The organism is Mesorhizobium sp. M3A.F.Ca.ET.175.01.1.1, from assembly GCF_004791945.1.
Taxonomy (GTDB): domain Bacteria; phylum Pseudomonadota; class Alphaproteobacteria; order Rhizobiales; family Rhizobiaceae; genus Mesorhizobium.
Genome location: NZ_SRTP01000021.1, coordinates 16495 through 30914, shown reverse-complemented (window position 1 = coordinate 30914; position 14420 = coordinate 16495). Strand labels below are relative to the sequence as shown.

The following is a 14420-nucleotide window of genomic DNA, read 5'->3' as shown; positions in this document are numbered from 1 at the left end:
GTTCTCCTCTTCGTTGTTGTCGTTTCAGGCTGGATTGCGGCGCGCCGCGCCAAGGCCGCGGTGGCGCAGGATTTCGGCGAAGCCGGCGATGACGAAGGACACGGTGAGGATCATCGTCCCGAGCGCCATGACGGTCGGCAGCGAACGCGGGAAGCGCAGCTGGCTCCAGATGTAGAGCGGCAGCGTCGGCTCGGTGCCAGCCAGAAAGAAGACGACGATGAACTCGTCGAAGGAAGTGAGAAAAGCGAGCATGAAGGCCGACAGCACGGCCGGCGCACTCAGCGGCAGCATGACGCGCCGGAACGTCGTCCAATCAGAGGCGCCGAGGTCGAGCGCGGCCTCGCGGACGGTTTTTGGAATCGCGGCGAAACGGCTGCGCATAACCACCACCGTCGTCGGCAGTGCCACCAGGATATGGCCGAGCACGATAGAAAGACGCGACGGACCGAGGCCGATGAGGTTGACCAGGATCAGGAGCGAAATGCCGGCGATGACGCCGGGGATCAGGATCGGCAGGCGGGCGACGGCGCTGATCGTGGCGGCGAGCGGCGAGCGGCCGTAGAGGTCCATATAGGAGACGGTGATGCCGCAGAGCGTCGCGCCGGACGCGGCGATCACACCGATGAGGAGGCTGTTGGCAAGCGCGCCCGAGAGCGCCGGATTGCCGTAGAGACGATACCATTCCAGCGTGAAGCCCTGCAGCGGAAACGCCGCCTGGATGGAGTTGTTGAAGGAAAACAGCGGAATGAGCAGCACCGGCAGATAGAGGAAGACGAGATAGGCGAGCACATAAAGGCCGAGCCAGCGGCTGCCTGCGTCGGCGTTCGTGCGGGCGGCGCTCACGTGCGGCTGCCAAATCTGCGGTCGGCGCCGCGTGCGACAAGCACCACGCAGAGGATGACCAGCATGACGCAGACCGAGAGCGCCGCGCCAAACGGCCAATCATTGGCTTTGCCGAACTGTGACTGGATCAGCGTGCCAATCATGGTGCTGGCCGGACCGCCGACCATGGCAGGCGTGACATAGTCGCCGACGGTCGGCACGAAGACCACGAGAGCGGCCGCCAGGACACCCGGCATCGAATTCGGCAGCACGACGCGGCGGAAGCTGGTGAAGGGTCGCGCACCGAGATCGGACGCGGCTTCGAGCAGCGACTTCGGGATCGTATCCAGCGCCACGTAGATCGGCAGGATGGCGAAGGGCGCGTAGGCATGCGCCAGTGTCACCACCACCGCGGCCGGCGTGTTGAGGAACGCGAGTGTCGGCTCCGACCACAGGCCGCTTTCGATGAAAGCCGAGTTCAGCACGCCGTTATAGGCAAGCACGATCTTCCAGGCGAAAACGCGCAAAAGGTAGCTGGTCCAGAAGGGCAGCGTGACCAGGAAGAGCAGCAGGTTGCGCCGTCGCCCGGCATGGAAGGCGAGGTAGTAGGCGACTGGATAGGCGGTGACGACGGTCGCCAGCGTGACCAGGCCGGCAATGACCAGCGAGCGCACCGTCACCGTCCAGTAGAGCGGGTCGGTGGCCACGGTGACGAAATTCGCGAAGGTCAGGCCGGCGCCGAGCAGCGAGCCGTCATTGCTCCTGAAGGCGAGGAAGATCACCAGGCCGAGCGCGAACAAGATCAGGAAGAAGGTGACCAGCCCGCCCGGCAGCAGCATGGCGAAACGGAAGGCCGGCGAGAGGCGAGACTCCGGCAAGGGCCGCGATGCAACGATGGTAGACATTGTGCTTACCCATCGGATTCTTGAAATCGGCTAATGCTTTTTTCATATTCATGAAACTGTCAAGCTGAATCCGCTTGTGCGCCGCGCGCGTTCGGCATCAGCGCTCTAGTGCGTCGAGCATCCGGTACCAAGTGATGGTCGTGGCAACGCCGACCTGGCGGAAGGCGTGGAACGGGATCGGCCTGATGGGTGAAAGCGGGAACGGCAATTGTTCGCCATCGCCACCCGCCAGATAGTCCGCCATGCGCTTGCCCAGCGCGCTCATCAGGCCGACGCCCCTGCCCTGGCAGCCAACCACGGCGAGCAGGCCCTGTTCCGGCTCATGGAGATGGGGCAAGTGATCGGGCGTCATCGCTACACGCCCGAACCAGCGCTTTTCGATCGGAATGCCGGCAAGCGTCGGATAGATCCGAACCAGCGCGCGCTCGAGATGTGCCCAGTCGGCAGGGCTGGACGGCAGCGCCATGCGGCCGCGCCCGCCGAGCACCAGGCGGCCATCGGCGCTCTTGCGGTAATAGATGAGAATGCGGCGCGAATCCGACACCGCCTGGCCGCCCGGCAGGATTGAGGCGACAAGCTCGGCCGGCACCGGCGCAGTGGCGATCTGGAAGGAATGCAGCGGCACGATGGTGCGGGCAAGGCCAGGCAACAGGTCGTCGGTATAGGCGTTGGTCGCCAGCACGACCGATTTCGCGCGCAGTTCGGATCCGCCTTGCGTCGAAACCCGCCATAGGCCGGCTTCCCTGCCGAGTTTCACCACTTTCTGGCGTTCGGCGATCTTGGCTCCTGCGGCCGCGGCAACCCGCGCCAATTCCATTGTGTAGGAAAGCGGATCGATGACCCCGGCGCGGCGGTCAAGCCAGCCGCCGAGATATCCTCTGGCGCCGGTCATCGCCGCGATCTCGGCCTGGTCGAGCAGCTTGACGTCGGCGCCGCGTGCCCGCCATTGCCGGTCGCGGCTGGCCGCCGCCTTCAAGGCCGTTTCAGTATGCGCTGCCTGGATCCATCCGCTACGCATGAACGGAACGGCAAGCTTCTCGTCGCGGATCAGATCGAACACCACGTCGGCCGTCGATGCTGCAAAATCGACCAGCGCCGCTCCGCGCTGATTGCCGAAATGTCCGATCAGCCATTCGGGATCGTATTTGAGGCCCGGAATCACCTGGCCGCCGTTGAGGCCGGAGGCGCCCTGCCCGATCGCGCCGGCATCCAGCACCTGCACCGAGAGACCTGCCCGGGCCGCATGCAGGGCGGTCGACAAGCCCATGATGCCGCCGCCGACGATGACCGCATCGAGCGTGACTGCGGCTGAAAGCGCGGATTGGAATGCCGGGGCCGCTTTGGGTTTCTGCCAGACCGGGTCGGAAAAGGAGTTGCGCAAAAATCACCTAAGCGCTGGGAACTTCCTGAAAATCCTATTGTCGATTTCACGATCTTGAAAGGGCAATTCGAATGGGCCAGCCTGCCCGCGGCTGTGGAACAGCGCGCCGTGGTCTACAAACCATCTGAGCAACAGGATAGACGTCCGGGCAAAATCCGGGGAAAGTGCCGCCCGACAATCGAGAGGACGAGAAAATCATGACCGATCCGACCCGCCTGCCCGCCGACGGCCTGTTCGTGGGCCGGGCAAGGAGTGCCGAAGCGCCCCATCCGCTGGTCGTCACGGTGCGGGATGGCGAGGTCGTAGACATCACGTCGAGCGCGGCACCCACGGTGCGGGACGTCTGCGAGATGAAGGATCCGGCCGGCTATCTGCGCTCAGCCGAGGGCAAGGTGATCGGCTCGCTCGGCGCGATCGCGGCGAACAGCTTCGAGGCGAGACGCGACGCGAAGAAGCCAGTCCTGCTGTCGCCCATCGATCTGCAAGCGGTAAAGGCTTCAGGCGTTACCTTCGTCGTCAGCCTGCTCGAGCGCGTTATCGAGGAGCAGGCGCGCGGCTCGGCGGAAAAGGCCGATGCCATCCGTGCCGACATCGCCGGACTGATCGGCCACGATCTGTCGAAGTTGAAACCTGGTTCGCCCGAGGCGATGGAGATCAAGGCCAAGCTCATCGAGCGCGGCGCCTGGTCGCAATATCTGGAAGTGGGCATCGGCCCCGATGCGGAGATCTTCACCAAGTGCCAGCCGATGGCCTCGGTCGGCTTCGGCGCCGATGTCGGGCTGCACCCCGTCTCGACCTGGAACAATCCGGAACCGGAGATCGCCATGATCGCCGATAGCAGCGGCCGCATTGTCGGCGCCACGCTCGGCAACGACGTCAATCTGCGCGACGTCGAAGGGCGCTCGGCGCTGCTGCTCGGCAAGGCCAAGGACAACAATGCCTCGGCCGCGCTCGGGCCATTCATCCGGCTGTTCGACGAGACATTCTCCCTTGCCGATGTGGAGCGTGCCACGGTGCGCCTCAGCGTCGAGGGCGAGGACGGGTTCTCGCTAGAGGGCCAAAGCTCGATGGCCGAGATCAGCCGCTCGCCTGAAGAACTGGTCAAGGCCGCGATTGGCTCGCATCACCAGTATCCGGACGGGCTGGCGCTCTATCTCGGCACCATGTTCGTGCCGTCGAAGGATCGCGGCGAGAACGGCAAGGGTTTCACCCACAAGGTCGGCGACATCGTCACCATCTCGTCCGAGAAGCTCGGCGCGCTGGTCAATCGTGTGCGGCTGTCGCCGGACTGCCCGCACTGGACCTACGGCACCAGCCACCTCATGCGCGACCTCGCCAGAGCAGGCCTGATCTAGCGGCGCGCCGCAGCCAGATTGTCACTGCCCATCCGACCAAGCTGATGGGCTGACGGGGCTGCTTGCCCCGAAAAATATCACCTGAACTGATGCAATCTGATGGGATTGCTGATGGCGCGTGCGCCTGTGTCAACATCCATTGGCGATGGAGGCTTGTCAGCGATCGAAAAAGGGAATGCCCTAGAGACACCCGCTCGGCGCTGGCAGGAGACGCGGGCCTTGCGGACCGCATCGCGCCTGAGGAGGTGGTTTTCAACATGGGAGGAAATCGAATGCTTTCGCGGCTAAGACTGCTCGTGCTCGCCTTGATCGGGGCAATCGCCATTCCGGCGATGGCCGAGGCCAAGACGTTCTACTGGATTTCGCATGGCGGACCGGCCGACCCGGTCTGGACCTACTTCCTGGCCGGCGCCAAGCAATGGGCGAGCGACACCGGCAACAAGGTCAACACCTCGTTCCACAATGGCGATGTCGCCTCGCAGCAGGAGGCGATCCGGGCCGCCATCTCGGCCAAGGCCGACGGCATCGCCACCACCAGCCCGGACCCGGGCAGCCTCGTCGAAGTCGTCAAGGAGGCCCGCGCGGCCAACATCCCAATCATCAACTTCAACACGCCGGACCCGAAGGCGGATTTCAACGCCTATGTCGGCGGCGACAACGCCACGTTCGGCAAGCATTGGGCGCAGTACCTGGTCGACAAGGGCCTGGTGAAGAAGGGCGACTTCGTGTGGATGCCCGTCGAGGTTCCCGGCGCCACCTATGGCGTCCAGGAAGAGGAAGGCATCAAGAGCGTGTTCGAGCCGCTCGGCATCACCTATGAGGTGACCGAGGCGACGCTCGACCAGGCCGAGGTGATCAATCGCATGGTCGACTACCTCACCGCAAACAAGGGCAAGGTGAAGGCCATCATCGGTCTCGGCGATCTCGTCACCGGGTCGATCAAGCGCGTCTTCGACCAGGTCGGCGTCAAGCCGGGCGAAATCCCGGTCGTCGGCTGGGGCAACTCGCTCGACACCACGCAAGAGGTGCTGAACGGCTATGTCAATGCCGCACAGTGGCAGGACCCGCAGGCGACCAGCTACGTCGCGCTGTCGCTTGCCGCGATGGCGTCGGCCGGCATTCCTCCGGGCTTCGACGTCATCACGGGCGCGCTCTATGAAAAGGATACCGCCGGTGTGTACGACAAGATCCTATCCGGCAAGTAAGTCCTGACAGCGACGGTCGCGGCTTTCGGGCCGCGACTGCTTCCCTGTGCCGGGAGCCTGCCCGATGGGTGCGGGCCTCAGCCAATCAACTGCGTCGCGGGCTCAATGGAAAACCGTTTCTTCATCCAACGTTTTGTGGCGCGGCCGGAATTCGGCCCGCTGGTGCTGCTGATCGTCGAGATCGCCGTCTTCTGGGGCATCAACCCCGACTTCCTGTCGCCGCAGAACATCTCCAACACGCTCGCCTTCACCGTCGAACTCGGGCTGATCGCGCTGGCGATGACGCTGCTGATGACTTCAGGCGAATTCGACCTCTCGGTCGGTTCGCTGTTCGGCTTCTCGCCGGTGCTGATGTGGACGCTGTTCAACGGCGGCGTCACCTCGCTGGAGATCGGCTTCCTCATCGCGCTCGGGGTCGCGGCCTTGATCGGGCTGGTCAATGGCTGGTTCGTCACCCAGCTCAAGATTCCGTCGTTTCTCGTCACGCTCGGCATGCTTCTGGTGGTGCGCGGCACCGCGCTCTTCGTCACCGATGGCTTTCCGCAGCGCACCTGGAGCGCCGAAGGCAGCTGGCTCGCCGACATCCTGGTCGGCGATTTCTACATCGGACCGTTCCGGATATACGCCTCGCTGTTCTGGTTCATAGGTGCTGCAATCGCGCTCGGCTACGTGCTGACGCAGAGCCGCACCGGCAACTGGATCCAGGCCGCAGGAGGCAATGCCAATGCCGCACGCGCGCGCGGCGTCAACGTCAACCGTGTCAAGGTCGGTCTGTTCATCCTGTCGGCGGTGATGGCCTCGCTCGCCGGCGTGATCTCGTCGCTGCGCACCTCGGCCGCCAACCCGAACAGCGGCACCGGCTACGAGTTGGAAGTCATCGCGATGGTGGTCATCGGCGGCACGGCGCTGACCGGCGGCCGCGGCACCATCGTCGGCACGGTCCTCGGCATCCTGATCCTGCGCGTCATGCGCAACGGCATCGTGCTGATCGGCGTGCCGGGGCTCGCCTACAACATCTTCATCGGCGCGATCATCCTCGGCATGATGGCGCTGCACTCATGGCTCGAACGCCGGCACCAGGCAGGGACGTGAACCCATGGCCGAACCGCTGATCCGCATGCAGAACATCCGCAAGTCCTACGGGCGTGTTCAGGCGCTGGTCGATGCCAACTTCCACGTCGACGAGAGGGAGATCGTCGGCCTGCTCGGCGACAACGGCGCCGGCAAGTCGACGCTGATCAAGGTGCTGTCGGGCGTGGTGCCGCTGACCAGCGGCGACATCTTCATCCGCGGCCGGAAGGTGAACCTGCGCAGCACCAGCGACGCCATCGCGCATGGCATCGAGACCATCTACCAGGATTCCGCGCTGGTCACGCAGTTGTCGATCGCGCGCAATCTGTTCCTCGGGCGCGAGCCGATCAAGCCGCCGCGCTTCCTGAACCGCATGGATCAGGAGGCAATGAACTCGGTGGCGCGCGACCTGCTGAAGCAGGTCGGCATCTCGAAGAACATTCCGCCGACGACGCCGATTGGCTCGCTGTCGGGCGGCGAGCGACAGGCGGTGGCGATCGCGCGCGCCATGCATTTCGACAGCGACCTCATCATCCTCGACGAGCCGACCAACAATCTCGGCGTCGCCGAAACGCAGGGCGTGCTGAGCTTCGTTCGCAGCGCGCGCGATTCCGGGCATTCCTGCGTCTTCATCGCCCACAACATCCATCACGTCTTCCAGGTGGTCGACCGCATCGTGGTCATGCGCCGCGGCAAGGTGGTGGCCGACGACATCGACCCGAAGATGACCACCGTCGCCGAGGTCGAGCGCATCATCACCGGCATGTCGGACAAGGAGATCCGCGACGCCATCGCCGACGGCCCGCAGCCGCATGGCTGATTGGCCTTACGTTGATTTGCTGACAGGGGCTCGCATCCCATCCTATGACTGGACCCATGAAAGCCACCGTAGCCGACATCGCCAGAAGCTGCGGCCTGTCTACCGCAACGGTCGACAGGGTGCTGAACAACCGGCCGGGCGCGAGCGCGGCCAACCGGCAGCGCGTCATGGAGGCGGCCAAGCAGCTCGGCTATCTGCCGACGCTCGACCAGGTCGTGCTGCCGTCGAAGCCGGCGCACCTGGAATTCTTCCTGCCGATCGGCTCCAACGCCTTCATGGCCGATCTTGCGCATCACATCGAAGACTATGCCGCGCGCCTGCCGCTGGTAGCCTCCTGCCGCATTCACAACCTTGCCGGCATTTCGCCCGGCGCGCTACAGGGAGCGGTCGAGAACCTGTCGCTCAAGGCCAATGGCGTCGGCGTCATCGCCGTCGACCATCCACGCACGCGCAACATCCTGCGCGAGCTCGTCGAGGCCGGTATTCGGCTGGTTACGCTGGTGTCCGACGTGCCGGCAGCGCCCCGCTCGGCCTATGTCGGCATCGACAACCGGGTGGCCGGGCGCACGGCGGCATTGTTGATGGGCCGGTTTCTCGGCGGCCGGAGCGGGCATCTGGCGATGGTGGTCGGCTCGCGTTCCTATCGCGGCCATGAGGAACGCGAGATGGGTTTTCGCTCGGTGCTGAGCGAGGAATTCCCCAACCTCACCATATCCAGCGCCGTCGAAATCAATGACGAGCCCGACATCAGCTACAGCGCAACGATGAGGGCGCTGCACAACGAGCCGGAACTGCTCGGCGTCTATTGTGTCGGTGCCGGACGCTCAGGCGTGGCGAAGGCGCTGCTGGAATCCCGGCCGCGCAAGAAGCCGGTGTTCATCTGCCATGACCTGACGAGGGAGACGCGCCGCTATCTGGTCGACGATCTCGCCGACGTCGTCATCGACCAGAACGCACGGCTGATCGCCGAGCAATCGGTGATCCGCCTGCTCGGTTCGATCGCCTCGTCGGCACCCTATCTGACGAAGAAATTCATCGAGCCGCGGCTGATCTTCAAAGAAAACGTGCCGGTCCAGTAAGCTGGCGCCGACGGCGGGCCTTTCGATTTGTCTGACGATTGATCCGGCAAATCTGCACAGCAGCCATGCATGTTTCGCAATTGCCGACGCCTTGGGCAACCCGTATTTATCAGCGTGTCGGATGTCTTCCTCCTCCCAGACACCGACGGTGAATGCGGTACACCTCCTCCCGTGCCGTATTCGAAATCGAAGCCCGCTGCCTCCTCCTCCCGGCAGCGGGCTTTTTCTTTGCCCGTGAAAAACTGAGACGGCCGTCAGCGCGCCCGAAATGACGCGATCAGGCTCTCGGCCATGCGCACGAACTGCGCGCTCGGGCCTTCTGCGCCGACGCTTTGCATCGAGACGCGCGCGCCTTCAAGCAGCAGCGACAGTGTGTCGGCGAGCAACTCCGCCTGACCGACGCCGGCATCGCGGCAGAGCGCCACCAGCCGTTCGCGCTGGGCTTCCTTCAGTTCCTTGATGACGCGCCTTGCCGGATGGTCCGCCTCGCTAAGCTCAACGGCGGCATTGGCCATATCGCAGCCGCGGCTGTCGGCGCTCAGCATTTCCGAGGCCTTGCGGACCCAGGCATGCAGTTGCGCCAGCTTGTCGCCGGGATGCTGGGCCTCAAACTCATCCCAGATCCTTGAAGCCTTGGCCGCTGTGGCGCGCAGGCATTCGATGATCAGGTCGTCCTTGGATTCGAAGTGGCGATAGAGCGTCATCTTGTTGGTGCCGGCGGCCTCGGTGATGGCGTCGACACCCACACCCTTGATGCCGTGCTTGTGGAACATGTCCTGCGCCGTCTCCAGGATCCGATCCCGGGGGCGGGAACGCTCCGCGACGCCGTCGGTCATGACTGATCTCCTTTCGTTTCCAAAAAAACCGAGGTCACCTCTTGACTAGGGTGTTACCGGTCTGTAACTTCCAGAATGTTACTTACTGGTAACACCTATATCGCTCCCCGTCAAACGACAAGGCACCGACAGCCCTGCCAGAGTGAGATAGGACGCAAAACCTGCCTGTCATGCGGCTTCGGCCGGTGAATTCGAGAAAAAGCGGCCCGTGGTCAACCGACGCGGGACGAGCAAGGAGCCACTCCTATGCAGAAGCGCAGAGACCTGACGATCGACGAAGCCATCCGGGATCCGATGATCCGGCTGGTGATGAAGGCGGACGGGATCGACCCGAAAGCCTTCGAACGGATGCTGCGTTCGCGCGCGACGGAAAACGCGCCGGGCACGATCCTACCATCCTTCCTGGAGGACTCCGGCTCCGGCCGGGCCCGGCGCCTGCGCCATTCCGCCAGACCGTTCGGCGAGGCAACCGCGTCATGGTAAGATTCTTCATTTCGCGCCCGATCTTCGCGTCGGCGATCGCCATCATCATGGTGCTTGCCGGTGCGATCGCCTATTTCCTGCTGCCGGTCTCGCAGTTCCCCGACATCACGCCGCCCCAGGTCGTGGTCAGCGCACACTATCCGGGCGCCAGCGCGCAGGTGGTTGCCGACACGGTGACCACGCCGCTCGAGCAGCAGATCAACGGCGTGCAAGGCATGACCTACATGTCGTCGACGAGCTCGAATGACGGCTCCTCGACCATCACCATCACCTTCGATGTCGGCTATCCGCTGAGCACGGCGGCCGTCGACGTGCAGAACCGCGTCTCGCAGGCCGCATCCTCCCTGCCGGCCATCGTCAATCAGGGCGGCGTGACGATCAAGAAGCAGAACCCCAACTTCGTTTTGATCGTCGACCTCACCTCGCCGGACGGCTCCGTCGATCCGGTGGCGCTGAGCAACCTCGCCTATCTGCAGGTGGTCGACCCGTTGAAGCGGCTGCCCGGCGTCGGCGATGTGCAGATCTTCGGCGAGCGCCGCTATTCGATGCGCGTCTGGCTCGACCCGGACAAATTAGCCAATCTCGGCATCACCGCCGTCGACGTGCAGAACGCCATTGCCGAGCAGAACGTACAGGTCGCGGCCGGCAAGATCGGTCAGTCGCCGGCACCGGCCGGCACCGCTTTCGAAATGCAGGTCAACGCAGTCGGCCGCTTGAGCGACCCGAAGGAATTCGGCGACATCGTCGTGCGCGCCAATTCGGCAAACGGCTCGCTCGTGCGGCTGCGCGACGTGGCGCGCATCGAGCTCGGCGCGCTGCAATATTCGTCCTCCGCCTTCTTCGGCAAGGACCCTACGGTGGTGCTTGCCGTCTATCAGATGCCCGGCTCCAATGCGCTCGACCTGCAGCAGCGGGTCAAGGACAAGATGCAGGAAATGTCAGCGCGCTTCCCTAAGGGCGTCCACTACGCCATGCATTACGACACGACGCGCTTCGTCTCGGCCTCGATGCACGACGTGCTGATCACGCTCGGCGAGGCACTGGTGCTGGTCGTGGCGGTGGTGTTCATCTTCCTGCAGAGCTGGCGCACCACCATCATCCCGACCATCGCCATTCCGGTGTCGCTGATCGCGACGCTGGCGGTGATGTACCTGCTGGGCTTCTCGCTCAACATGCTGTCGCTTCTCGGCATGGTGCTGGCGATCGGCCTCGTCGTCGACGATGCCATTGTGGTGGTCGAGAATGTCGAGCGACAGCTGGAGGCCGGGCTTTCGCCGCTTGCCGCGACGCGGGCGGCGATGACCGAAGTCACCGGCCCGATCATCGCTACCACCGCGGTGCTGATGGCGGTGTTCATTCCGGTCGCCTTCATCCCCGGCGTGTCGGGGCGGCTCTACAACCAGTTCGCGCTCACCGTGGCGATCTCGGTCGGCATTTCGGCCTTCAACTCGCTGACGCTCAGCCCGGCGCTGAGTGCTGCCTTCCTGCGCCATCGCGGCGAGACGCAATTCGTCCTGTTCCGCTGGTTCAATGCCGGTTTCGACTGGCTGTCGCATGCCTATGCCCATGGCGTGCGTGTCCTGATCAGGTTGCGCTGGGCCATGCTCGGCCTGTTCGCGGCCGGCCTGGTCGCCACCTATTTCGTCTGGCAAAAGCTGCCCTCCACCTTCCTTCCGGTGGAGGACCAGGGCTATTTCTTCGTCGTCATCCAACTGCCGGACGGTGCTTCGCTGGAGCGCACCGATGCGGTGGCGCAGAAGGCGCGAGACATCCTGCAGGCGACGCCCGGCGTCGACATTGTCGGCTCGATCAGCGGGCTCAACTTCCTCACCAGCGCCGCGCAGTCGAACTCGGCGGTCGAGTTCGCGATCCTGAAGCCGTGGGACGAGCGCGGGCCTGACCAGAGCGCTTCCAAGCTGGTCGAGCAGGTGCGCGGCAAGCTGTTGCAGATTCCGGAAGCCTTCGCGCTGTCCTTCGATCCGCCCTCGATTCCGGGCCTCGGCACCACCGGCGGCTTCGAGTTCCAGGTCGAGGACCTTTCGGGCCGCGGCAGCGCGGCGCTCAATGAGGTGACGCAGGCGCTGATCGCCGAAGCGCGCAAGCAGCCGGAGCTCAATCCGCAGCAGCTGTTCTCGTCGTTCTCGACCTCGACGCCGCAGTTCAACTACGACCTCGATCGCAGCAAGGCGAAGCTGCTCGGCCTCAACCTGCCCGATGTGTTCAACACGCTGCAGATCTACCTCGGCTCGCTTTACGTCAATGACTTCAACCTGTTCGGCCGCACGTTCCGGGTGACGATCCAGGCCGACAAGGATGCGCGCGCCGACGCGACCGACATCTCGCGGCTCTACGTGCGCAATGCTTCCGGAGGCATGGTGCCGTTGAGCACGCTCGGCAAGCTTGTACCGATCGTCGGCCCGGAAACCGTGCCGCACTACAACAACAATGCCTCCGCCCTGATCAATGGCGGCGCCGCGCCCGGCTTCTCGTCCGGACAGGCGGTGGCGGCGATGGAGCGCGCGGCGGCGAACGTGCTGCCGCGTGACTTCGGCTACGAGTGGACCGGCATCACCTATCAGGAGCTCAAGGCCGGCTCGATCGCCTCGATCGTGTTCGGGCTGGCGATCGTCTTCGTCTTCCTGATCCTGGCGGCGCAGTATGAAAGCTGGGCGATGCCCTTCATGGTGCTGCTCGCCGTGCCGCTGGCCTTGTTCGGCGCCTTCGTGGTGCTCCTGCTGCGCGGCATGCAGATCGACGTCTACTCGCAGATCGGCTTCGTCATGCTGATCGGCCTGGCGGCGAAGAACGCGATCCTGATCGTCGAGTTCGCCCGACGTCGTCGCGAGGAGGGTCTCACCATCATCGAGGCGGCTATGGAAGCAGCAAGACTAAGGCTCAGGCCGATCCTGATGACCGCCTTCGCCTTCATCCTCGGTGTGCTGCCGCTGATGTTCGCGACGGGCGCAGGTGCGGCGAGCCGCCAGTCGATCGGCACCACCGTCTTCGGCGGCATGGTGGCGGCGACGGTGTTGTCGCTGGTCTTCGTGCCGGTCTTCTACGCAGTGATCGAGAAGCTGCGCGAGCGCGGCGAGAAAGAACCCGCCGCGGACCATCGGGAATTCCCGCACCAGGAAGACATTGAACCGACCGCCGAGCCGGCGCTTGAGCCGCTCGCCCAGGCGGCTGAATAGCTCGCCCAGGCGGCTGAATAGCTCGCCCAGGCGGCTGAATAGGACTGGAGACCAACATGCGTAAATGGAAAATCGCTTTGGGAACGGCCGTCGCGCTGGGCGCGGTCTCGATGGCCAGCGTGCACCTGCTGGACATGGGCAATCTCAGCCTCAATGGCGGCACGGCGGGCGCGGCGCCCGCGCCGGCAGCCTTCGTCATGCCGGTGCCGGTGGTGAACGTCGTCAAGAAGACGCTGCCGATCTATCTCGACTATGCTGCGCGGGTCGAGCCGATCCGCAGCATCACGCTGCAGGCGCGCGTGCCCGGTTATCTGCAGGAGCAGAATGCGGCCGACGGCAGCGATGTCAAGCAGGGCGACCTGCTCTACCGGATTGCGCCCGAGGACTACCAGGCCGCCCTCGACCAGGCGAAGGCGCAGGTCGAACGCGACACGGCAACGCTCGACTATGCGCGCTCGAATCTCGGCCGCGGCAGCGAGCTTGCCAAGAGCGGCTATCTCGCCAAGGACAGCTTCGACCAGCGCACCAGCACCTTGCGCGCAGCCGAAGCGGCGCTGCTGCTCGACAAGGCGGCGGTGCGAACCGCCGAGCTCAATCTCGGCTATGCCGAGATCAAGGCGCCTTTTCCAGGGCGCATCGGCCGCAACCAGGCCTCGATCGGCACGCTGGTGAGCGTGGCCGGCACGGTGCTCAACACGCTGGTGCAGCTCGACCCGATCTACGTCACCTTCAATCCGAGCGAGACCGACCTCGTACAGATCGAGCAAGCCAAGGCGGCCGGTGCGGTCGCCGTCGACGTGCTTCTGCCCGGCGAGAGCGAGCCCAGCCAGAAGGGCGAGCTGACCTTCATCGACAACACGATCGATCATTCGACCGGCACCATCACGGCGCGGGCAACGATCGGCAACGCCAAGTTCACGCTGCTGCCGGGACAGTATGTGCGCGTCCGACTGCATGTGAAGGAACAGCCCAACACGCTGATGGTGCCGCAGGTCGCGCTCGGCTCCAGCCAGCTCGGCAAGTACCTCTATGTCCTCGGCAAAGGCAACACGGTCGACCAGAAACTGGTCTCGCTCGGGCCGACCGATGGCGAGCTGATTTCCGTGACCTCCGGCATTTCCGAGACCGACCAGGTGATCACGGGCAATCTGCAGAAGATCGGACCCGGAATGCCGGTTTCCCCCTTGCCGCAAGCCAAACCGGCCAGCTGATTCCCCCATCAGATCCGGTCCGACGGCGCCCTCGACAGCCACGTCGCGGGCGCCGTCTTCT

General features: G+C 64.4%; 12 protein-coding genes. 8 read left to right on the top strand and 4 right to left on the bottom strand.

Annotation, left to right across the window (positions count from 1 at the left end):
* Window positions 1-24: 24 nt before the first annotated feature.
* From EN818_RS29105 to EN818_RS29095, 3 genes are all read right to left on the bottom strand, one after another.
* On the bottom strand, window positions 25-843 hold the full coding sequence (locus EN818_RS29105) for an ABC transporter permease (protein ID WP_189523869.1): 819 nt from the start codon (window positions 841-843) through the stop codon (window positions 25-27).
* Window positions 840-1727 carry an ABC transporter permease gene (locus tag EN818_RS29100; RefSeq protein ID WP_135906132.1) on the bottom strand — a complete coding sequence of 296 codons (888 nt, stop codon included), beginning with the start codon at window positions 1725-1727 and terminating at the stop codon, window positions 840-842. Before EN818_RS29100 ends, EN818_RS29105 begins: the two co-directional genes overlap by 4 nt.
* 97 nt (window positions 1728-1824) lie before the next feature.
* Window positions 1825-3108 (bottom strand): FAD-dependent oxidoreductase, encoded by a 1284-nt coding sequence (locus tag EN818_RS29095; RefSeq protein WP_135906131.1) that lies wholly within the window; start codon window positions 3106-3108, stop codon window positions 1825-1827.
* Between the two features lie 197 nt (window positions 3109-3305).
* Between EN818_RS29095 and EN818_RS29090 the strand changes: the two genes are divergently transcribed.
* The 5 genes from EN818_RS29090 (at window position 3306) to EN818_RS29070 (ending at window position 8638) form a co-directional block, all read left to right on the top strand.
* Window positions 3306-4463 (top strand): fumarylacetoacetate hydrolase family protein, encoded by a 1158-nt coding sequence (locus EN818_RS29090; RefSeq protein WP_135906130.1) that lies wholly within the window; start codon window positions 3306-3308, stop codon window positions 4461-4463.
* 272 nt (window positions 4464-4735) lie between these two features.
* Complete coding sequence (locus EN818_RS29085; RefSeq protein WP_095805493.1) at window positions 4736-5668, top strand: substrate-binding domain-containing protein; 933 nt, start codon at window positions 4736-4738, stop codon at window positions 5666-5668.
* Between the two features lie 105 nt (window positions 5669-5773).
* Window positions 5774-6760, top strand: coding sequence for an ABC transporter permease (locus EN818_RS29080; RefSeq protein WP_135906129.1), 987 nt, complete (start codon window positions 5774-5776; stop codon window positions 6758-6760).
* 4 nt (window positions 6761-6764) lie between these two features.
* The gene (locus tag EN818_RS29075) at window positions 6765-7559 is read left to right on the top strand and encodes an ATP-binding cassette domain-containing protein (protein ID WP_135906128.1); all 795 of its coding nucleotides are present in this window, start codon (window positions 6765-6767) and stop codon (window positions 7557-7559) included.
* A 56-nt stretch (window positions 7560-7615) separates the two neighbouring features.
* Window positions 7616-8638 carry a LacI family DNA-binding transcriptional regulator gene (locus tag EN818_RS29070; RefSeq protein ID WP_129553118.1) on the top strand — a complete coding sequence of 341 codons (1023 nt, stop codon included), beginning with the start codon at window positions 7616-7618 and terminating at the stop codon, window positions 8636-8638.
* A gap of 254 nt (window positions 8639-8892) precedes the next feature.
* Here EN818_RS29070 and EN818_RS29065 read toward each other — a convergent pair whose 3' ends face one another.
* Window positions 8893-9474 (bottom strand): TetR/AcrR family transcriptional regulator, encoded by a 582-nt coding sequence (locus EN818_RS29065; protein ID WP_129553119.1) that lies wholly within the window; start codon window positions 9472-9474, stop codon window positions 8893-8895.
* Window positions 9475-9720: 246 nt separating this feature from the next.
* Between EN818_RS29065 and EN818_RS29060 the strand changes: the two genes are divergently transcribed.
* Genes EN818_RS29060 through EN818_RS29050 form a run of 3 tightly spaced genes read left to right on the top strand, consistent with a single transcriptional unit; the run spans window position 9721 to window position 14359 of the window.
* A complete protein-coding gene (locus EN818_RS29060) occupies window positions 9721-9957 on the top strand; it encodes a hypothetical protein (protein ID WP_135906127.1) in 237 nt (78 codons plus the stop codon).
* Complete coding sequence (locus EN818_RS29055) at window positions 9951-13148, top strand: multidrug efflux RND transporter permease subunit (RefSeq protein WP_135906126.1); 3198 nt, start codon at window positions 9951-9953, stop codon at window positions 13146-13148. The genes EN818_RS29060 and EN818_RS29055 overlap by 7 nt, the downstream gene beginning before the upstream one ends.
* A gap of 56 nt (window positions 13149-13204) precedes the next feature.
* Window positions 13205-14359: an efflux RND transporter periplasmic adaptor subunit gene (locus tag EN818_RS29050; protein ID WP_135906125.1), complete on the top strand. Its 1155-nt coding sequence runs from the start codon at window positions 13205-13207 to the stop codon at window positions 14357-14359.
* Window positions 14360-14420: the final 61 nt, after the last annotated feature.